The sequence below is a fragment of the Serratia sp. DFXYC6 genome (genome assembly GCF_057196085.1).
In genome coordinates this window covers 172,021-190,799 of sequence record NZ_JBXUNV010000002.1, presented here as the reverse complement: position 1 = coordinate 190,799, position 18,779 = coordinate 172,021, and the positions used below count along the sequence as shown (strand labels likewise).

Here is an 18,779-nt window from a genome sequence, read left to right as displayed (position 1 = left end):
TATATTATAAATCCATCTACTAAATACAAGAAGTCTCTGAAATTAACCTTCTCATTCACTAGTTAGATCTTTCAATTATAAAACATAACCAGTATTAGTTATTTTTGTTCATTATAAATGCGATAATTGATCAGTTTCTCTTTCATTTTACCTCTTTTTCTTGATGGGTTTGAATTTTTAATCAAGTATCTATATGGTTTTGTCTTTATGAGTGTGGTGGGTAATCTCTTTGTTTTATAAGATATTATGTTTTATTTGTATATTTTATATTCCTGTGGATAGGGCATGGTTCTGATTTTTTAAAAAATAAACCCATTAATTATGAATTATGGTTCTGTTTTTTTGTTCCATTTATCTTTGTGGTTGAATTAATGTTTTTAAATGACTTATTATCCTTGGTGGGTTTCTGATTACTAATGACCTTCCTTAGGTTTTATAAAGCCGATGCAATGCATGGTGCCCGTATTTTTCGTGCATATGCACCATATATTGGTATCGGTAATAGCGACGCGTAGTAAGCGTGGTGTTCATGCCACGGTCAATGGATGTATATCGACATATAACTTAGTAGTTTAAATAATATAAGGGAATTATATGAAAAAATATCTGGTAGCGTCTGCACTGGCCTGTGCGGCGATCTCTTCCTCGGCATTTGCCGCTGATGGTGTGATTAACTTCACCGGTAAGATTGTCGATAACGCCTGTGTGGTTAACCCGACGCTGAATGTACAGATGGGCGATGTGGCGGCGGCTAAGTTTAAAAACGTAGGAGATGAGTCTGATTATAAGGAATTTACTTTGCAGCTGAAAGACTGCCCGGCCAATCTGAAAGCGGCTAAAGTGACTCTGGATGGCGCAGTGGATGATAAAGACGCTAAGCTGTTCAAATTAGACGATGGCGGTGCGGCAGGCTTGGCGCTGCGTATTAACGGGCCTGATAACGAGCACTTGCTCCCCGGCGCGGCCTCGGCGGAGATCGCCTTGAGTGAAGGTGATAACTTGCTGCCGTTCACTGTGGCTTATCGTTCGACAGATAAAGTCACCGCCGGTGATGCCAACGCCACTATCCAATTCAGCGTTTCGTATAACTAATTTTCTATCCGGGCGTTAATCTACCGGCGAAATACGCTTTCGCCGGTAATTTTACATGTTTGCGCTAGGCGGAATCGTTATTCCTCAGCGCTGATTAAAAAAATAACATCAAGGGAATGGATAAAATGAAGGCCGTCTATTTGGCACTTTGTGCCGCACTGTTAATCAACAGTTTTCAGGCCGCTGCCGGTGTGGTGATCGGCGGCACCCGGCTGGTGTACCCCGGCGGCAAGAAAGAAGCGACCATCACGGTGAAAAATCCGGACGATATTCCTTATCTGGTGCAATCGTGGGTCAACGCCGATCTGGAAGGCAACGTCAAGGCACCATTCCTGGTCACGCCGCCGCTGTTTCGTTTGAATGGCGGCAAAGAGAATACGCTGCGGGTGGTGAAAACCGCTCAGGCGCTGCCGGAAGATCGCGAGTCGGTATTCTGGTTCAGCGTCAAGACCGTGCCGCCGGAGGCGGAAGGCAAGGGCAACCATCTGCAAATCGCGGTGCGCACCCGCATCAAACTGTTCTATCGCCCGGCGTCGCTGGCCGGCTCACCGGAAGAAGCGGCGAGCAAAGTACGCTGGGAGCGCAGCGGCAATACGCTGAAAGCGACCAATGATTCCCCCTACTACCTGAGTTTCTCCACGGTCTCGGTCGCCGGTGAAAAAATCAAGGAACCACAGATGGTGGCGCCGTTCGCCACGCTGGCCTATACCCTGCCGCCTTCAGCCACCGGCAAACAGGTGAGCTGGCAGGTGATCAACGACTACGGCGGCCTGAGTGCGCAGCACCAACAAGCGTTGTGATGGCGCGGTTGATAACCAGGGGGGCGGTGTGAACAGGGATGTGGAACATGAACAGCAAAACAGCGCGTCGCCAATCTGGGCGGCGCGGCGAATATCGGCTGACGCCGTTGGCCTGGCAACTTGCCGGCCTGCTGATGTACAGCGGCGTGGCGCAGGCGGAATACCGTTTTAGCTCTGCTTTATTGCAGATAGGCAATACGCCGCAAACTGAAGTGGATCTGGCGTTGTTCTCTGATGAGGATAAGCAGCCGCCGGGAGAGTATCGCGTTGATCTGTTCCTCAACGAGCAGCGGCTGGATACCCGTACGCTGGCCTTTTCTCTGCAGCCGGATGAGCAGGGCAAAGAGCGTCTGGCTCCTTGCCTGAAATGGGAGGACCTGAAGGGCTTTGGCGTGGATCTGGCCGCCTTTCCCGCGCTGCAGCCCTCCGAGGCATGCATCAATCTGCCGCAGGCCATTCCCGGCGCCAGAACGGAACTGCTGTTCGAGCAACAGCAGTTGAAGCTGAGCATCCCGCAGGCGGCGTTAAAACGCCAGGCGCGCGGCTATGTGCCGCCAGAGCAGTGGGACAGCGGCATTCCGGCGTTGCTGAGCAACTATACCCTGCGTGGGGCGCACGATCGCAGCCGGCATGGGGGCGGCAATGAAAGCAGCTATTTCGTCAATCTGCGCAATGGCGCTAACTGGGGCGCCTGGCGGTTGCGGCATGACGGCGTGTGGAACCGGAACGGCCAGGGAGAGGCGCACTGGCGCACGTTGAACAGCTATGTACAGCGAGACATCACCCCGCTGAACGGGCTGTTGACGCTGGGCGATGCCACCACGCCGGGCGATATCTTCGATTCGCTGCCGCTGCGCGGCGTACAGCTGGTCTCGGTGGAGGAGATGTACCCGGACAGCCTGCGCGGCTACTCGCCGGTGGTGCGCGGCATCGCCAAAAGCAACGCGGAGGTGATCATTCGCCAAAACGGCGTGGTGGTCGATCAGCGCTATGTGCCGCCAGGCGCCTTTGAAATCAGCGACCTGTATGCGGTTTCCGGCAGCGGCGATCTGGATGTCATCATCAAAGAAAGCGACGGTACGGAACAGCGCCTGCTGGTGCCGTTTGCTTCGCTGCCGGTGCTGCAGCGCGAAGGGCGGCTCAGCTACGGCCTGGCCGCCGGGCAATACCGTGCGCAGGACGCGAGCGCCGATGACGAGAAGTTTATGCAGGGCACGCTGATCTACGGCTTGCCGCTCGGCGCCACGCTGTATGGCGGTGGCCAATGGGCCAATCGTTACCGTTCGCTGGCGCTGGGCGTGGGGCAAAACCTGGGCCGCGCCGGCGCGTTGTCGCTGGATATGACGCAAAGCTGGGCCCGGCGACCGGAAGAGGCCGTTCAGAGGGACGATCGGCAGGGCAAAATGTGGCGTCTGCGCTATGAAAAAAGCTTCCCGCTCACCGGCACCCAGCTGAGCATGGCCGGTTATCGCCATGCCAGTGAGGGCTACACCACGTTGCAACAGGCGATGCAACCCCGCGAACGCACAGGCAACAGCGCTACCCGCAGCCGTAAAGAACTGTCGCTGCAGCAGGGGTTGGGGCCGCTGCCAGGCTCGCTGTTCCTGAGCCTGGCGGAAGATCGGCGCTGGGGAGAACAAGGCAAACGCCAGTCCGTCAGCCTGGGCTACAACGGCAGCATCAAAGGAGTGAGTTATGGCCTTAACTACAGCCAGAACCAGAGTTACCAGGCTCAGACCGATCGCGTCGTGGCGCTGAATGTCAGCATTCCACTGAACCTGTGGGCACACAACACCTGGGCCGGTTACGGCATCAGCAATAGCAACAACGGCAAAACGTTGCAGACGCTGGGGCTGAACGGCACTGCACTGGAAGGCGATAACCTGAACTGGGGGCTGACCGGCGGCTATGGCAATCAAGGGGAGGGCGAGAACGGCAATCTGGCGCTGGGCTATCGCGGCAGCAAGGCGTTGCTTGGCGCCGGGCTGAGCCACGATGGGCAGCGCCAGCGGCTGAATTACGACATTCAGGGCGGGGTGTTGCTGCATGCCGGCGGGGTGACGCTGTCGCAACCGCTTAACGATACGGTGGCGCTGGTGCGCGCGCCGGGTGCCGGCGGGGTCAGCGTGGTGAATCAGGTGGGGGTGAAAACCGATAGCCGCGGCTATGCGGTGGTGCCTTATCTCTCTGCCTATCGCCAGAATGCGATCGCGCTGGATCCGACCACCCTGGCGGACAACGTGGAGCTGGGGCTGACCAGCCAGACGGTGATCCCAACCCGTGGCGCGGTGGTGCTGGCGGATTATCAAACCAAGGTAGGCGCACGGATGATGATGACGCTGACGCGCGCCGATGGCCGGCCGGTGCCGTTCGGTGCGATTGCCAGGCTGACGGGCGCAGGCGGTGACGGCAGCATTGTCGGCGACGGCGGGCAGCTGTTCCTGGCCGGCATGCCGGCCAACGGCATGCTGCACGTGCAGTGGGGCAAACAACCGGACCAGCAATGCCAGGTCGTCTACAGCCTGCCGGAAACGGCCGGCCCGGAGATCCCAGAGATAGCGGCAGAGTGTCGTTAAGGAGCAAAGGATGAAAGCGGGAGTATGGATGCTCGGCCTGTGCGGGCTGTGGGCGGCGGGCGGCGCCTGGGGAGCGGAATGTCCGCCGGCCGGCAACCCGGAACGGCTGCTGTTCGACATTCCGGCGCAGACGTTGCAACGCGATCTGCCGGTCGGCAGCGTGGTGTGGCAGGGCACGCGCCAGGTGCAGCAAGCCGCGTCGCTGGCGCCCTGTGCGGGAGCGGAAGACGCACGTCTCAACCTGTTGGGCAGCGATAGCGGGTTGAAAAGCGGCAACAGCGCGGTCTACGGCACCACGATCAGCGGGCTGGGTTATGCGCTGGATACCGACGCCGCCTTCAGCGAGGGTTGGCCGGCGAGCGGCGCCCTTGCCGCCGGAAAACGGCAAATCAGCCTGCGGCTGGTGGTGACCGGGCCGCTGGCCTCCGGCGTGTTGGCGACGGAAACCCTGGCCCGCCGCACGCTCAACGGCCAGCCGGTGCTGGATATCGCCTTGCAAAAGCCGGTTGCCATCACCCGGCTGGCCTGTGAGCTGCAGGGCGGCCGCCACCGCACGGTGGCGTTGGGCGAGGTGGCGCGCAGCGATTTTCGCGGCGTGGGCAGCACGCGCGGCGAACAGCCGTTCTTGCTGGATCTGGCCTGCGATGCCGGCGCCCGGGTCAATATTCAGTTCGATGGCATCGCTGCAGAGGATGACCTGCCCGGCGTGTTGGCGCTGGTTAACCCCGATGCGCAGGCCAGCGCGCGCGGCGTCGGGGTGCAGTTGCTCTACCGCGGCGTGCCGCTGACGCTGGGCGAACGGCTGCCGCTGGAAACGGCCTTACAGGGTCTGCGCAGCTACCCGTTCAGCGCCCGTTATTACCAAACGCAACCGCAGATCGCCGCCGGCGAGGCCAACGCGGTAGCAACCTTTAGCCTCACCTATCAATAAGGACGAAGATAATGATGAGAAAAATAGCACTGCCCCTGACGCTGCTCGGCGCCGCCGTGTTGGCGCCGCCGCTGCAGGCGGCGGATGGGAATATTAATGTGACTGGCAGAGTAACCGAAAGCAGCTGTGTGCTGGATGCCAGTTCTAAAAGCCAGACGGTTAACTGGGGAACAAAGGAAGCTAGACCATATACAATCATAGGGGGCGCTAGTTCCATTCATGTGAATTTGGCGGATTGTCCAGACAGCATTAGCCAGGTGCGCGTCAGATTTGAAGGGACGTTAGCAAATACCCAAAATTATTCAGGGAAAGTTTTTGCTACTGATAATGGTGCTCAGCCTGATGCAGCGAAGAATGTGGGCTTTCTAATTGATAATGGTCCTCAAGCTGGGAGCGGTGCATTTCAAAACTTACTGGGGGTGAATGAGTTCAGTCCTGCAATCGCATTAAAGAAAGGAGAACCGAATAATCTTACCTTCTGGACCGGATACACCACCGATTGGCAAAATCCAACCGCAGGGGTTGCTCGTGCTCGCGTGCAGTTTAGCCTGATTTATCCTTGATGGATTATTGAATTTCGTTTTTATTGAGATAAGGAAAAGCTAATGAAAAATATCATCAAGGGGCTGCTGCTGGCCGGTAGTGGATTGGCGTTTAACGCTTATGCTGCAGATGGCAGCGTGGATATCGAAGTAACGCTTGCTCATGGCACCTGCAATTTAACCGCAGGCAGCAAAAATATGCAGGTAGCGCTGGGGAATATTTCCCGTACCGAGCTGGCATCAACCGGTGCGACCAGCAAGCCGATTGATTTTACCGTTGAAGCAACCGACTGTGTACCAAACTTGACCGTATGGTTCCGTTTTGATGGCGTTGCTGCCGGCCAAAATAGTAAAGCCTTTGCATTAGACAGTGGCTCTGTTGCCGAGGGGGTTGGGATACAGCTGGCCGATATTAGCTATTCAGATGAGTATGTCAAAACTCCTAATTCTACTAGTGGATATGGAAAAACCCCAGGGAAGGATGGAACTTTCTCTAAGCCATTTCAGGCAAGATATATTGCTTTAGCTGATAAAGTAACCCCCGGCACGGCAAACGTCACCACCCAACTCAATCTGGTCTATAACTAAACCATTCCACCCGACACCCCTGAGTCGGGTTTTTATATCATCAGAATCAATAGGCTTTATCCAGGAATAAGGAAATTAACGATGATAGCAAAAGTAAAAAAAACGATGCCGTTGCTGGCATTATTCAGCGCAGCAATGTTATCCCCACCGTTATACGCAGCGGATGGCAATATTAACGTCACTGGCCGCATCATCGAGCAGGGGTGTAATCTGGCGGTTGAAAGCCAGGCGCTGTCCGTATTGATGGGCACGATACCGCGCCAATATTTTGAACGGCCGGGAATGAGTAGCGATCCGACACCTTTTACTCTCTATGCCACCGGTTGCCCTAAAGATCGCGGTGTGGCGTTAAAATTTGACGGTGCTGCTGCAGGAGAAAACCCCGGCCTTTTCGCCCTGGATAAAGATTCGCTTGCCGGCGGTATCGCGGTCAGAATTCTGGGGGATTACGGCGCTCATCTCCAGGTGGTGCCCGGCGGTCTGGGATATACCTATTACCCCGAACCAGACGGCTCGCTGAAAATCAGCGGGGCGGCTTCCTATGTTGTCTCTGAACAAAAGGTCACCCCCGGCAGCGCCAACCTGACCACGCAGATTAGTCTGGTTTATCCATAATAAACGGGCCGATTTCAGCACGATGATTGTTTGGCATTATCAGAAATATAAGGAGATTAATGATGATAGCAACAGTAAAAAAAGTGCCTCTGCTGGCCTTATTCAGTGCGGCAATGCTGGCGCCACCGCTCCACGCAGCGGACGGCAATATTAACGTGACCGGCCGGGTGGTGGAGAACGCCTGTTTGGTGGCCGCCGAGTCTAAGAATATGGTAGTGGATTTTGGTGAGCTTGCAGGCCAGCAGAACTCACAGTTTCTAGGTCTTGGGTTATTTAAACCGATAACACTTTTGGATTGTCCATCAGGGGCTAATCAGGTGAAAGTTAGATTTGAAGGTACTGCCATTAGTGAAGAAGGTTTTTTCGGGAAGGATTACATTTTTGCCCCCGATGCTGGCTCAGTCAGTAATGTGGGTTTTCGGGTTATAGAAAGAGAGTCTTGGGACTCTGTTAAAGTTAATGGTGATACCAAACCTTATAATTTGATGACCGGCGCCGGTAGCAAAAATGATATTATGTTTATAATAGAGGTGGTTAAAGTTGATATGGATAAGCCTATTGCCTTGGGGCAGGCTACCGGGAATATACAATTTTCCATTCTGTATAATTGAACCGATAATAGCGTGCTTATATAAAGATTAAGGAATGTTTAATGAATAGAAAAATCAAAAGAGCACTTCAAGGGGTATTGTTCTGTCTAGGCGGGGGCGTGTTTTCTGCACAGGCGACGGATGGTGCGATTAGAACTAAAGCGAAATTTATTCAGTTCACTTGTGATCTGAGTGCGGATAGCAAAAATATGATTGTACCTTTGGGGAATATTAACCGTAGTCAACTGTTAAAAAAAGGAGATGCCAGTTCTCCTGTGGCATTTAAAATAAAGGCGACAGATTGTTCAAAAATAATTGATGAAGATTTGGTTAGAGTAAATGTTTCATTGCGTTTAGCTGGTACCGCACCGCCAGAAGATTGGCAGCTTTTTGCCCTGGATGAAAGTTCTACAGCGACAGGAGTGGCTGTCGGGATAAATCAGGGAACCCATGTTAATGGGGAGCCTTCTTATATTTCGCCAAATGGTATTTTATCGTTTAGTGATTATTCAAAAGAAAAGCCAGAAGTGGAGTTCTGGTTATATGCACGATATGTTGCTCTGAGCGATAAAGTGACACCCGGTACGGCCAACCTGACGACCCAAGTTGACTTGTATTACTATTGAATTACCCGGCCCGATGGCGTAAAAACTGTCGGGCTGATGCTATTGATAGCAAAGTAAAACTACCCAAAATAATTCGCGCCGCAGCGCCGCAGCGCCGCAGCGCCGCAGCGCGGCGGCAACGGAGCGAGTTCCCACGAGCTTATTTCTGACTTCTTCAGGTGAATGATGCTTATTCGCCTTAATTTATGGGTAGAGTCAGGGCACCATTTTCCTCATCAGCCGGGGAAAATATGATTGATATGGCCGCGCAACCTGCGCGCATCATACCCCCTTGAAGCACGAACAAAATGCAGCCATAATCTGCCGTATCGGTAGCACCGAAACACACATCGAATAAATCCCTTTCTCGTCGGGCTAACGACGCGGGAGGGATTTTTTTTTGTAACGGCCCGGCGTCTGCGCCCGGCAACTTGTTGAACTACGAGGGTTTACTATGAGCACCTTAGGCCATCAGTCCGATAATTCATTAGTGTCCAACGCCTTTGGTTTCCTGCGCTTTCCGCTGAACTTCATGCCTTACGACAGCGATGCAGAGTGGGTCATCACCGGCATTCCGTTTGACATGGCGACCTCCGGCCGCGCCGGCGGCCGTCATGGCCCGGCGGCCATCCGTCAGGTGTCCACCAACCTGGCCTGGGAAGGCAATCGTTGGCCGTGGAGCTTCGATCTGCGCGATCGCCTGAATGTGGTTGACTGCGGCGACATCGTGTTCAACTTCGGCGATGCGCAGGACATGAGCGACAAGCTGCAGGCGCACGCGGAGAAACTGCTGAAGGCCGGTAAGCGCATGCTCTCGTTCGGCGGCGACCACTTCGTCACTCTGCCGCTGCTGCGCGCGCACGCCAAGCATTTCGGCAAGCTGGCGCTGGTGCACTTCGATGCCCATACCGATACCTACGCCAACGGCAGCAAGTTCGACCACGGCACCATGTTCTATCATGCGCCGAACGAAGGCCTGATCGATCCGCATCACTCGGTGCAGATCGGCATTCGCACCGAGTTCGATCATGACAACGGCTTTACCGTACTGGACGCCGCGCAGGTGAACGATCGCAGCGTGGACGACCTGCTGACGCAGATCAAAGGCATCGTCGGCGATATGCCGGTATACCTGACCTTCGACATCGACTGTCTGGATCCGGCGTTCGCACCGGGCACCGGCACGCCGGTGATCGGCGGGCTGACCTCCGATCGCGCGCTGAAACTGGTGCGCGGCATGCAGTCGCTGAACATCGTCGGCATGGACGTAGTGGAAGTGGCGCCGGCTTATGACCAGTCCGAGATCACTGCGCTGGCTGCGGCGACGTTGGGTCTGGAGATGCTGTACCTGCAGGCGGCCAAGAAACACGCCTGACGCCAGGCCACGCCTCGCTGAAAAAGCGGCTCCCATCGAATTGGGGCCGCTTTTTTTTATTTCGTTTGTCGCCATCCGCGCGGCGATTTTCAGTCTGTTGCAACGCCTTTGCGCAAGCCTGCGCAGAAATGAAACTGAGCCAGTAAAAAGGAACCGCGACAACGGAGAGGATGAATATACTGCGCGCGGGTGCTCTGGATCTTTGTATCTGGAGCCTGCGTGAAAGGTACAAAGAGAAAAGCCCCGAGTCGATATTCATCAACCCGAGGCCTACTCTAACGCCAGCAACGTTAAGTTAGCCTCTTACCCGCCGCGAGGCAAGGAGAAGAAGGCATGATGCCGAATAAACGGAGCCTGTTAAAATTGGTGGTTATTTGTGTCACGGTAATATCACTGGCATGGATAACGCGTAGCACGCTGTGCGAGCTGCGTATCCGATCGGGCACAACGGAGGTTGCGGCCATTTTGGCTTACGAATCCGAACGGTAAGGCAACCCGGCGACGGGGGATGCCCCCGTCTGCTGGTTGTTGGCGTCCAGATCCCTGAGCACCCACTTAAAGCATTCGGTTTTCCGCTACGGAGGAGAGGGGAACGGGGTTATGCCCGCTTCACCTGCCGCGCCAGCAACATACGGCTAAACAGCGCCCCGCCCGCCAGCAGCGTCAGCAGCTGTGAGGCAATCAGCACCGCAAAGCCCGAGGACACCTTGCCCTGGCTGGCCATCACCATGCCCATCGCCATCGGCACGAACGCCGAGAATAGATTACCGATGCCGTTAATCAGCCCATAGGCGCTGCCGACCGCCTCCGGCCGCGCATAATGCTGCAGCAGCGTGGGGATCGCCGCGCCCTGCGCGCCCCAACAGGCATTGGCCGACAGCAGGAAGAAGGCGATCCAGCCAAGCTGATGGCTGTTCATTACGCCATAGATGCACAGTGCGGTCGCCGCGCCGCCAAAGACGAAGATCAGCGGCGCCTGATAAGGACGGATGCGATCGAGCAACGCGCCGCCGAGGTATTTGGAGGCGATGCTGACGATGAAAGGCAGCGCGGCCATCCAGCCCATTTGCTTGATGGAGAACCCCTTTTCATCGGTCAGGTAAGCCGGCAGCCAGGCGCTGGAGCCCCACAGGTAACTGAGCGTGGCGATCTCGATCAGCAGGATCCAGCCGAGCATCGGCGTGCGCCAGGCCAGCGCAAAGGTGTGCCAGACGCGGCTTAGCACCGGTAGCGGATCGGCGGGGCGTGAAGATGAAGATAAGGCGAGCGGATGAACGAACAGCCGCACCAGCATCAGGCCCAACAGCAGGTTGAGCAGCGCCAGCAGGTGAAACGACATCGCCCAGCCGAAGTGCGCCATCAGAAAACTCACCAGCGGAAAGCCGATCACCAGCCCCAACGAGACGCCCAGCGCGCTGACCGCGTTGGGCTTGCCGCGCTCGTCGGCGGCGAAATGATCGCTGATGTACATGGTTTTCAGCGAGAACAGCGGCCCTTCGCTGACGCCAAGCAGCGCGCGCACCACGCACAGCAACAGCAGCGATCCCGCCAGCGGCGAGGCGGCGGTGAGCAGCGCCCACAGCACCACACTCAGCGTCAGCGCGCGGCGGTAACCCATCAGCGTTTCCAGAAACGGCGTGAGCAACATGGCGGAGAGGCCGTAACCGAGTAAAAACACTGTCATCAGCGTGCCCTGGTGAGCGCGGTCACCGCCGAGTTGAAAGTGTTGCAGGAAGTCGGGATTGACCAACATCACGGCGATATTAACTCGATCCGCATAGGCGATAACGATCAGAAACAGCAGGGCGATCACCCCAAACCAGCGTTGACGTTGTTGCACGGCGCGTTCCTCAGTGCGAGCGGTTGACGAATTCAGGCAGCAGTAAACTCACCCGGGGATGCCATTTGGCGCAAACGCGGGGATGGGGCTGATTGATGTAAATTTATTGTTATCAAATAGGGTGTAAAAGACAGCGAAAAAACACTTTTACGCGCAATGCGCCGCCGGGATCAACGCATTTTTTGCCATAAATTAGCGAGGGAGCGCACAACTGACATAGGTTTTTCATATCGGTGCATGATTTCGTGATCTTTCCCGCATTTGTCATTTTTAAACAACCTTTCATTAACATTTGCCGTTCCGCTCGCTTGACGAAAGTTTCGCCAGACTTATAGTGGCTGTATTAAATAAGAAACTGAGTTTCATATATGAAACAATCAGATAGAGGATAAAAGCAATGAGCTGGAAGAATGTGTGCGAAGTGTCTCAGGTGAAAGAAGATTTTCCTTTCTCCGGCAATGTGGAAGGAAAGGAGATCGGGGTGTACCTGCTCGACGGTAACTACTACGCGCTGGAAGACGTCTGCCCGCATGCTTATGCCTTGCTCAGCCAGGGGTTTGTAGACGACGGCAAGGTTGAGTGCCCGCTGCACGAAGCGCTGTTTGACGTGCGTACCGGCCAGTGCCTGCGCGAGCCGGGCGGCCGCGATCTGCAAACCTATCCCACCCGGGTGGTCGACAACCAAATCCAGATCACCTTTATCGCGGAGGAGTAATCATGCAGCACATCACCGATTTCAATCCCTGGCTGCCGGACACCCAACAGGTGACGCCGACCCGCGAAGGCGGCAACGGTCAAATCCATCAGCCGGGCCAGTTCCGCAATGTCATCTGGCAAAACCGCGCCCGGGTGCCGGACGGCTTCGAAACTGCCCTGGTGGCGGCGCTGGAAACGATCTTCGATCAGGGGGCGGAAGAGCTGGAGCAGATCGTCAGCGCGTTGAATCAGCGTCGTCTGTTCGATCGCAGCGGCCAGCCGTGGAATGAGGCGACGTTCCGCGAATTCCTTCACGTTAACGGTTTCTGAGCGACACCCGGGAGAAGACAATGACAGCAAACACAACATCCTCCGAACAGAGCTTGCAGGACTATCTTGACCAGGGGCTGCGCGGCATGTGGTATCCGGTGCTGGCCAGCTGGGAAGTGGGCAACAACCCGGTCGGTATCACCCGCCTGGAGCAGCAAATCGTGGTGTGGCGCGACGCTGAAGGCCAGATCCACGCGCTGGAAGACCGCTGCCCGCACCGTGGCGCGCGGCTTTCCATGGGGTGGAACCTCGGCGATCGCATCGCCTGTTGGTATCACGGGGTGGAAGTCGGCGGCGACGGGACGGTGAAAGACGTGCCGGCGGTGGATCGCTGCCCGCTGGTGGGGCAAAAATGCCTGCGATCTTACCCGGCCAAAGAAGCCTATGGCGCGGTGTTCCTCTATTTCGGCGTGACGGCGGATGAAACGCCGGCGGAGCTGACTTTCCCGCAAGAGCTGGCGGACAAAGCGTCGTACAGTCATTTTCTGTGCACCGCCAGCTGGAACTGCAACTACCAGTACGCCCTGGAAAACGTGATGGATCCGATGCACGGCACCTACCTGCACTCCTCTTCACACTCGATGGCGGAAGGGGATCGCAAGGCGGACATGGCGCTGGAGCCGACCGACAGCGGCTTCATCTTCAAGAAAAACGGCCAGATCGGCGTCAACTTCGACTGGGTGGAATTCGGCAACAGCGGCGCGTATTGGATGCGCCTGTCGATCCCGTACAAGAAGCGCTTCGGGCCGGGCGGTCACTTCTGGATCATCGGCATGGTGGTGCCGGAGGACAAGGATCACTGCCGGGTATTCTTCTGGCGCATTCGTAAGGTCAAGGACTGGCAGCGCGACATGTGGCGCTTCATGTACCGCAATCGTCTGGAATCGTTGCATTGGGACGTGCTCGAGCAGGATCGCATCGTGCTTGAGAACATGGCGCCTAACGCCCGCGGCCGCGAATATCTGTACCAGCACGACGTCGGTCTTTCTCGCCTGCGCCGCCTGATGCAGAAAGAGGCGCAAAAACAGCTGGCGACGCTGCGCGAGCGGGAGGCGGCGCAGTGAACGGCCTGCTGAACGGTAAACGCATCGTGGTCACCGGCGCGGCGCGCGGCCTGGGCTACAGCTTCGCCGCCGCCATCGCCGCTGCCGGCGCGCAGGTGGTGATGTGCGACATTTTGGCGGATGAGCTGGTGGCGAGCGGTGCCGCGCTGCGCGAGCAGGGTGCTCAGGTGGAAACGCAAACCATCGATCTGGCGTCACCGGATTCGATCCGTTCGGCGTTCGAGAAGATCGCCGCCGGCGGCGGGATCGACGGCCTGGTGAACAACGCGGCGCTGGCGACCGGCGTCGGCGGTAAAACCATGATGGAATACGATATCGAACTGTGGGATCGGGTGATGCAGGTCAACGTGCGCGGCACCTGGCTGGTGAGCCAGGCGGCGGTGCCGCTGCTGGCGCGCAACCCGCACGCCAAGATCGTCAACGTGGCGTCGGACACCGCGCTGTGGGGCGCGCCGCGCCTGATGGCCTATGTTGCCAGCAAAGGCGCGCTGATCGCGATGACCCGATCGATGGCGCGTGAGCTGGGCCCGCAGGGGATCTGCGTCAACGCCATCGCGCCGGGCCTGACGCGGGTGGAAGCTACCGAGTATGTCCCCGCCGAGCGCCACCAGCTGTACGAGCAGGGGCGCGCGTTGGCCGGGGCGCAGCACCCGGACGATGTGAACGGTACGGTGCTTTATCTGCTGTCGCCGCTGGCGGATTTCGTCACCGGTCAACTGCTGCCGGTCAACGGCGGCTTCGTATTCAACTGACGGCCCGCAGGGCAGGCGCACAGCGCAGGAGCGAGAGATGGCGGACGAGCAAGCATGTAAATATCTGATCCCGGGGCTGGATCGCGGGTTGCAGTTGCTGCTGGCGTTTGGCGAGCAGCATAAGGAGATGACCTTCGCCGAGTTGCATCGCCTGGTCGATATGCCGAAGGCCACCGCTTATCGCGTGGTGCAGACGCTCGAACACCTGGGCTTTCTGGAGCGCAATCCGCGCACCAACACCTTTGCGCTCGGCATCAAGGTGCTGCGTCTCGGCTTCGAATATATCGCGTCGCTGGACGTGGCGCAGGCCGGCCAGCCGGTGATCGAGCAGTTGCGCGATCGCAGCCAGTGCAGCAGCCATCTGGCGATCCGCGACGGGCGTGACGTGATCTATATCGCCCGCGTCAGCGCCGCCGGTTCGCAGATCAATCAGGTCAGCGTCGGCACCCGCTTGCCGGTGCACCAAACCTCGCTCGGCCGCATGTTGTTGACCAGCGCGACTCGCAGCGAGTTCGAACAACTGTATCCAGACGCGCAGCTGCCGGGCAATGCGCCGGGCACCCCGGCGGATCGCGAAACGCTGTGGCAGATGGTGCAGCAAGACAAGGCGCGCGGCTATGTGATCGGCGAATCGTTCTTCCGCCACGGCATCTCCTCGATCGTCTACCCGATCTTCAACCGCGAGCAGCGGGTCGAGGCGGTGGTCAGCATCATGGTGCCGTCCGATGAGATCCCGAAAGCGGATCGCGAGCGGCTGCGCATGGAAGTGCGCGACGCGGCGGAGAAAATTTCCGGCTTCCTCGGCGCGCCGCCGCAGGCCAACGTCGGCTAACCGACAGGACCGACTCTTTTACTCAGGCAGGGACAAGGCCCGTAGCAAACAGGGGCCGGGGTTCACTCATGCCTGAAAACCGTATGCAGCGAGAACGTGAGGCTGAACAATGAGCGTAATCGGAATCGAAAAACTGGAATTTGGCGTCGAAGATCTGCCAACCTGCGAAAAATTCATGCAAGACTTCGGCCTGCAGCCCGCCACGCAACATTGGGGCGAAGCGCAGCGCGAATTCACTACCCTGAGCGGGGCGCGGGTTGTCCTGCATCCGCTGCAAAGCGCGGCGCTGCCTGCGGCGTTTGAAGGCGGTTCCACCCTGCGCCGCATGACCTGGGGCGTGGCCTCGCCCGCCGATCTGGCGCGCCTGCAGCCGCGTTTGGCGCTGATGCCCGGCTTCCGCCAGGTGGGAGAAGAGCTGGAGTGCCTCGATCCCAACGGCATGACGCTGCGCTTCGTCGTCAGCCGCCAGCAGGCGGTCGAGGTGCCGGTCACGCCGATCAACCAATGGGGCGACGTGCGCCGCATCGATCAACCCAGCCCGGTCTATTCGCAGGCGCAGCCGATCAACATTGGCCACGTGGTGTTCTTCGTTGAAGATCTGGCGGCGACCGAGCGTTTCTACCGCGAGCTGTTGGATTTCCAGGTTTCCGATCGCTATATCGATCGCGCCGTCTTCCTGCGCACCCAGGCGCGCGGCGGCCACCATAACCTGTTCCTGCTGAAGCTGCCGAACCGCCCACGCGGCCTGAACCACGTGGCGTTCACCGTGCGCGATATCCACGAAGTGATCGGCGGCGGCATTGCCATGAACAAAGAGCAGTGGAGCACCTTTATCGGCCCCGGCCGTCACCCGATCTCCTCGGCCTATTTCTGGTACGTCAACAGCCCGACCGGCGGCGCGTTCGAGTACTACACCAACGACGATTATCTGACGGAAAACTGGCAGCCGCGCGAGCTGGAACATTCGCTGGTCTCCTTCACCGAATGGGCAGTAGAGGGCGGCATCGATCACGACACGCGCCGCCAGCATAAAAAGGCGGAGGCGTTATGAACCGGCCGGAGCAGGCGGGCATCGTCATCGTCGGCGGCGGCCAGGCCGGCGGTTGGGCGGCCAAGACGCTGCGCGACCGGGGTTACAGCGGCCGGCTGACGGTTGTCAGCGACGAACCCTACGATTTTTACGAGCGGCCGCCGCTGTCGAAAGCGGCGCTGCTGGATGCCGCGGCGCCCCTCAGCCGGCTGTTCAGCGAACAGACGGTGGCGGAGCTGAATATCGACTGGCGCCGCCCGCTGCGCGCCGAGTCCATCGACGCTGAACAGCAAATCGTTACGCTCAGCGACGGGCAGCGGCTGCAGTTCGAGCAGTTGCTGATCGCCACCGGCGGGCGGCCGCGTTTGCCGAGCGCTGCCTGGGCGCAGCACCCGCGCGTGATGACGCTGCGTTCCTGGGACGATGCGGCCCGGTTGCGGCAGGGGCTGCAGGGCTGCCGTCGCCTGGCTATCGTCGGCGGCGGTTGGATCGGGCTGGAGATCGCCGCTTCCGCGCGGCGTCTCGGCGCCGAGGTGACGGTGTTTGAACGCCAGCCTGCGCTGTGCATGCGCAGCGTCGGCGCCGATGTCTCACAGGCGTTGCTCGAACTGCATCGCCGGCAGGGCGTCACGGTGCTGTGCGGCTGCGGCGAGATCTCGCTGGAAGATCGCGACGGCGCCGCCTGGATCGGCAGCGAAGTCAGCGATCCGCAAGCCTTCGATCTGGTAGTGGTGGGGATCGGCGTCGAGCTGAATCTCGAACTGGCGCGCAGCGCCGGGCTGGCGATCGAGTTCGGCATCGTGGTCGACGGCCAGGGGCGCACCAGCCATCCGGCGATCTTCGCCGCCGGCGATGTGGCGCGCCACCCGACGCTTGGTCTGTGCCTGCAGTCCTGGGCCTACGCGCAAAATCAGGCCATCAGCACCGCCTGCGCGATGCTCGACGCCTTCGCCGCTCCGTATGACGACGTGGCCTGGCTGTGGTCGGATCAATACGACGTCAATATCCAGATCCTCGGCGTGCCGAGCGGCGGCGTGCACCATGTGGTGCGCCGCACGCCGCAGTCGCAGGTGTTCTTCACGCTGAACGCCGATCGGCAGCTGGTGCAGATGGTGGCGTTCAACGACGCGCGCACCATCAAGCTCGGCAAGCGTTGGTTGGCGAGTGGCCGGGTGCTGGATCCGCAGCAACTGGCGGATGCGGAGTTTTCTTTGATGGCGTTGAAATAACGCCCGAACCTCGGGAGCGTTTTATGACTACGCAAGACATTGACGCCCGCGCTGGACGGGCGGGGGAAACCGTTGCCGAAAATCCGCAGCAGCGGGTGCGCTGGTCGGTGCCGATCGCGCTGTTTGCCTGCGTGCTGCTGGCGTTTTTCGACAAGATCAGCATCGCGGCGCTGTTTTCCGACGCCGAGTTTCAGCAGGCGTTGGGCATCGGTTTTGACCCGGCGCGGCTGGGCTTGCTGATGAGCGCGTTTCTGTTCTCCTACGGCATTTCCTCCATGCTGCTCAGCGGCATCGGCGATCGGCTTAATCCGGTCAAGGTATTGATTGGCATGATGGTGGTGTGGGGCGTGCTGATGGTGTTGATGGGGCTGGTGCGTTCCTATCACGCCATGATGACGCTGCGCATTCTGCTCGGCATCGCCGAAGGGCCGCTGCTGCCGATGGCCTACGCCATTATTCGTCAGGCTTTCCCGCCGCAGCTGCAGGCGCGCGCCACCATGCTGTGGTTGCTCGGCACGCCGCTGGGTGCCGCGCTCGGCTTCCCGGTCACCCTGTACATCCTCAATACCTTCGACTGGCAGGCCACCTTCTTCTTTATGGCGTTTCTGACGCTGCCGGTGATGTTGCTGGTGCTGTTCGGCATGCGCCACCTGAACGTCGCGCGTCCGGCGGCGGCGGCCAAACCGGCGGTGTCCGAACGCAGACAGCACCGCCGCGAGCTGCTGCGCAGCCCGCATTTCTGGATGATTTGCCTGTTCAACATCGCCTTCCTGACCTACCTGTGGGGCATGAACGGCTGGCTGCCGAGCTATCTGATCAAGGGCAAAGGCATTCATCTGGAACATGCCGGTTACCTCTCTTCGCTGCCGTTCATCGCCATGCTGCTCGGCGAAGTGCTGGGCGCCTGGCTGTCGGACAAGCTGGATCGCCGCGCGCTGGCCTGCTTCCTGTCGCTGTGCGGCGCCGGCCTCGGTCTGGCGGTGGTGTTGCACCTGCAGGGCACCTACAGCGTGATCGCCGCCATGGCCTTCAGCACCTTTATGTGGGGCGCCGGCGCGCCGAATATTTTCGCGCTGTTGGCGAAGGCCACCAGCAGCAAGGTGAGCGCCACCGCCGGCGGCATTTTCAACGGATTGGGCAATTTTGCCGGTGCGCTGGCGCCGGTGCTGATGGGGGCGCTGATCGCCGCCACCGGCAATATGGATAACGGCCTGCTGTTCCTGGTGGTGATGGCTTTCGTCGGCTGCCTCATTCTGCTGCCGTTGCTGAGAAAGTACTGATTAATCAATCGA

At 58.4% G+C, this 18,779-nt stretch carries 20 protein-coding genes; 19 read left to right on the top strand and 1 reads right to left on the bottom strand.

Features of this window, described 5'->3' with window-relative positions:
• Positions 1-594: 594 nt before the first annotated feature.
• The 11 genes from AC2CGQ_RS14290 to AC2CGQ_RS14240 all read left to right on the top strand — a co-directional run bounded on the left by AC2CGQ_RS14290 (position 595) and on the right by AC2CGQ_RS14240 (position 10,203).
• The gene (locus AC2CGQ_RS14290) at positions 595-1,092 is read left to right on the top strand and encodes a fimbrial protein (protein ID WP_099982580.1); all 498 of its coding nucleotides are present in this window, start codon (positions 595-597) and stop codon (positions 1,090-1,092) included.
• Between the two features lie 125 nt (positions 1,093-1,217).
• Positions 1,218-1,892 carry a fimbrial biogenesis chaperone gene (locus AC2CGQ_RS14285; protein ID WP_099982592.1) on the top strand — a complete coding sequence of 225 codons (675 nt, stop codon included), beginning with the start codon at positions 1,218-1,220 and terminating at the stop codon, positions 1,890-1,892.
• A gap of 47 nt (positions 1,893-1,939) precedes the next feature.
• On the top strand, positions 1,940-4,468 hold the full coding sequence (locus AC2CGQ_RS14280; RefSeq protein WP_484593734.1) for a fimbria/pilus outer membrane usher protein: 2,529 nt from the start codon (positions 1,940-1,942) through the stop codon (positions 4,466-4,468).
• A gap of 10 nt (positions 4,469-4,478) precedes the next feature.
• Positions 4,479-5,399 (top strand): fimbrial protein, encoded by a 921-nt coding sequence (locus AC2CGQ_RS14275; protein WP_080497845.1) that lies wholly within the window; start codon positions 4,479-4,481, stop codon positions 5,397-5,399.
• Positions 5,400-5,410: 11 nt separating this feature from the next.
• Positions 5,411-5,962, top strand: coding sequence for a fimbrial protein (locus AC2CGQ_RS14270; protein WP_484593733.1), 552 nt, complete (start codon positions 5,411-5,413; stop codon positions 5,960-5,962).
• Between the two features lie 42 nt (positions 5,963-6,004).
• Complete coding sequence (locus tag AC2CGQ_RS14265) at positions 6,005-6,529, top strand: fimbrial protein (protein ID WP_484593732.1); 525 nt, start codon at positions 6,005-6,007, stop codon at positions 6,527-6,529.
• 81 nt (positions 6,530-6,610) lie between these two features.
• Complete coding sequence (locus tag AC2CGQ_RS14260) at positions 6,611-7,144, top strand: fimbrial protein (protein WP_484593731.1); 534 nt, start codon at positions 6,611-6,613, stop codon at positions 7,142-7,144.
• 59 nt (positions 7,145-7,203) lie between these two features.
• Positions 7,204-7,755 (top strand): fimbrial protein, encoded by a 552-nt coding sequence (locus AC2CGQ_RS14255; RefSeq protein ID WP_198636804.1) that lies wholly within the window; start codon positions 7,204-7,206, stop codon positions 7,753-7,755.
• 41 nt (positions 7,756-7,796) lie between these two features.
• Positions 7,797-8,360, top strand: coding sequence for a fimbrial protein (locus AC2CGQ_RS14250; protein ID WP_198636803.1), 564 nt, complete (start codon positions 7,797-7,799; stop codon positions 8,358-8,360).
• Between the two features lie 433 nt (positions 8,361-8,793).
• The gene (gene speB / locus AC2CGQ_RS14245; protein WP_004937606.1) at positions 8,794-9,714 is read left to right on the top strand and encodes an agmatinase; all 921 of its coding nucleotides are present in this window, start codon (positions 8,794-8,796) and stop codon (positions 9,712-9,714) included.
• A 336-nt stretch (positions 9,715-10,050) separates the two neighbouring features.
• Positions 10,051-10,203, top strand: a complete 153-nt coding sequence (locus AC2CGQ_RS14240; RefSeq protein ID WP_031300045.1) for a Hok/Gef family protein — start codon at positions 10,051-10,053, stop codon at positions 10,201-10,203.
• A gap of 109 nt (positions 10,204-10,312) precedes the next feature.
• Here the strand turns inward: AC2CGQ_RS14240 and AC2CGQ_RS14235 are convergent, their stop codons facing one another.
• Positions 10,313-11,554 carry an MFS transporter gene (locus AC2CGQ_RS14235; protein ID WP_484593730.1) on the bottom strand — a complete coding sequence of 414 codons (1,242 nt, stop codon included), beginning with the start codon at positions 11,552-11,554 and terminating at the stop codon, positions 10,313-10,315.
• A gap of 397 nt (positions 11,555-11,951) precedes the next feature.
• On the opposite strand from AC2CGQ_RS14235, the gene AC2CGQ_RS14230 reads away from it, so the two are divergent.
• The 8 genes from AC2CGQ_RS14230 to AC2CGQ_RS14195 all read left to right on the top strand — a co-directional run bounded on the left by AC2CGQ_RS14230 (position 11,952) and on the right by AC2CGQ_RS14195 (position 18,767).
• On the top strand, positions 11,952-12,269 hold the full coding sequence (locus tag AC2CGQ_RS14230; protein WP_033632120.1) for a non-heme iron oxygenase ferredoxin subunit: 318 nt from the start codon (positions 11,952-11,954) through the stop codon (positions 12,267-12,269).
• Positions 12,270-12,271: 2 nt separating this feature from the next.
• Complete coding sequence (locus AC2CGQ_RS14225) at positions 12,272-12,580, top strand: recombinase-like helix-turn-helix domain-containing protein (RefSeq protein ID WP_484593729.1); 309 nt, start codon at positions 12,272-12,274, stop codon at positions 12,578-12,580.
• A gap of 20 nt (positions 12,581-12,600) precedes the next feature.
• Complete coding sequence (locus AC2CGQ_RS14220; protein WP_484593728.1) at positions 12,601-13,644, top strand: Rieske 2Fe-2S domain-containing protein; 1,044 nt, start codon at positions 12,601-12,603, stop codon at positions 13,642-13,644.
• A complete protein-coding gene (locus tag AC2CGQ_RS14215; protein WP_076740966.1) occupies positions 13,641-14,396 on the top strand; it encodes an SDR family oxidoreductase in 756 nt (251 codons plus the stop codon). Before AC2CGQ_RS14220 ends, AC2CGQ_RS14215 begins: the two co-directional genes overlap by 4 nt.
• Before the next feature lie 37 nt (positions 14,397-14,433).
• Positions 14,434-15,228, top strand: a complete 795-nt coding sequence (locus tag AC2CGQ_RS14210; protein ID WP_004937625.1) for an IclR family transcriptional regulator — start codon at positions 14,434-14,436, stop codon at positions 15,226-15,228.
• Positions 15,229-15,337: 109 nt separating this feature from the next.
• Positions 15,338-16,279: a VOC family protein gene (locus AC2CGQ_RS14205; RefSeq protein WP_021504736.1), complete on the top strand. Its 942-nt coding sequence runs from the start codon at positions 15,338-15,340 to the stop codon at positions 16,277-16,279.
• Complete coding sequence (locus AC2CGQ_RS14200) at positions 16,276-17,487, top strand: NAD(P)/FAD-dependent oxidoreductase (RefSeq protein ID WP_484593727.1); 1,212 nt, start codon at positions 16,276-16,278, stop codon at positions 17,485-17,487. Before AC2CGQ_RS14205 ends, AC2CGQ_RS14200 begins: the two co-directional genes overlap by 4 nt.
• 23 nt (positions 17,488-17,510) lie before the next feature.
• On the top strand, positions 17,511-18,767 hold the full coding sequence (locus tag AC2CGQ_RS14195) for an MFS transporter (protein ID WP_484593726.1): 1,257 nt from the start codon (positions 17,511-17,513) through the stop codon (positions 18,765-18,767).
• Positions 18,768-18,779: the final 12 nt, after the last annotated feature.

Bases quoted from the DNA above. Each gene is read 5' to 3' on its own strand.
- AC2CGQ_RS14200 (WP_484593727.1), top strand. From the start codon at position 16,276: ATGAACCGGCCGGAGCAGGCGGGCATCGTCATCGTCGGCGGCGGCCAG.
- AC2CGQ_RS14240 (WP_031300045.1), top strand. From the start codon at position 10,051: ATGCCGAATAAACGGAGCCTGTTAAAATTGGTGGTTATTTGTGTCACG.
- AC2CGQ_RS14270 (WP_484593733.1), top strand. From the start codon at position 5,411: ATGATGAGAAAAATAGCACTGCCCCTGACGCTGCTCGGCGCCGCCGTG.
- AC2CGQ_RS14265 (WP_484593732.1), top strand. From the start codon at position 6,005: ATGAAAAATATCATCAAGGGGCTGCTGCTGGCCGGTAGTGGATTGGCG.
- AC2CGQ_RS14260 (WP_484593731.1), top strand. From the start codon at position 6,611: ATGATAGCAAAAGTAAAAAAAACGATGCCGTTGCTGGCATTATTCAGC.
- AC2CGQ_RS14255 (WP_198636804.1), top strand. From the start codon at position 7,204: ATGATGATAGCAACAGTAAAAAAAGTGCCTCTGCTGGCCTTATTCAGT.
- AC2CGQ_RS14280 (WP_484593734.1), top strand. From the start codon at position 1,940: ATGAACAGCAAAACAGCGCGTCGCCAATCTGGGCGGCGCGGCGAATAT.
- AC2CGQ_RS14205 (WP_021504736.1), top strand. From the start codon at position 15,338: ATGAGCGTAATCGGAATCGAAAAACTGGAATTTGGCGTCGAAGATCTG.
- AC2CGQ_RS14220 (WP_484593728.1), top strand. From the start codon at position 12,601: ATGACAGCAAACACAACATCCTCCGAACAGAGCTTGCAGGACTATCTT.
- AC2CGQ_RS14230 (WP_033632120.1), top strand. From the start codon at position 11,952: ATGAGCTGGAAGAATGTGTGCGAAGTGTCTCAGGTGAAAGAAGATTTT.
- AC2CGQ_RS14210 (WP_004937625.1), top strand. From the start codon at position 14,434: ATGGCGGACGAGCAAGCATGTAAATATCTGATCCCGGGGCTGGATCGC.
- AC2CGQ_RS14290 (WP_099982580.1), top strand. From the start codon at position 595: ATGAAAAAATATCTGGTAGCGTCTGCACTGGCCTGTGCGGCGATCTCT.
- AC2CGQ_RS14285 (WP_099982592.1), top strand. From the start codon at position 1,218: ATGAAGGCCGTCTATTTGGCACTTTGTGCCGCACTGTTAATCAACAGT.
- AC2CGQ_RS14275 (WP_080497845.1), top strand. From the start codon at position 4,479: ATGAAAGCGGGAGTATGGATGCTCGGCCTGTGCGGGCTGTGGGCGGCG.
- AC2CGQ_RS14250 (WP_198636803.1), top strand. From the start codon at position 7,797: ATGAATAGAAAAATCAAAAGAGCACTTCAAGGGGTATTGTTCTGTCTA.
- AC2CGQ_RS14225 (WP_484593729.1), top strand. From the start codon at position 12,272: ATGCAGCACATCACCGATTTCAATCCCTGGCTGCCGGACACCCAACAG.
- speB (WP_004937606.1), top strand. From the start codon at position 8,794: ATGAGCACCTTAGGCCATCAGTCCGATAATTCATTAGTGTCCAACGCC.
- AC2CGQ_RS14195 (WP_484593726.1), top strand. From the start codon at position 17,511: ATGACTACGCAAGACATTGACGCCCGCGCTGGACGGGCGGGGGAAACC.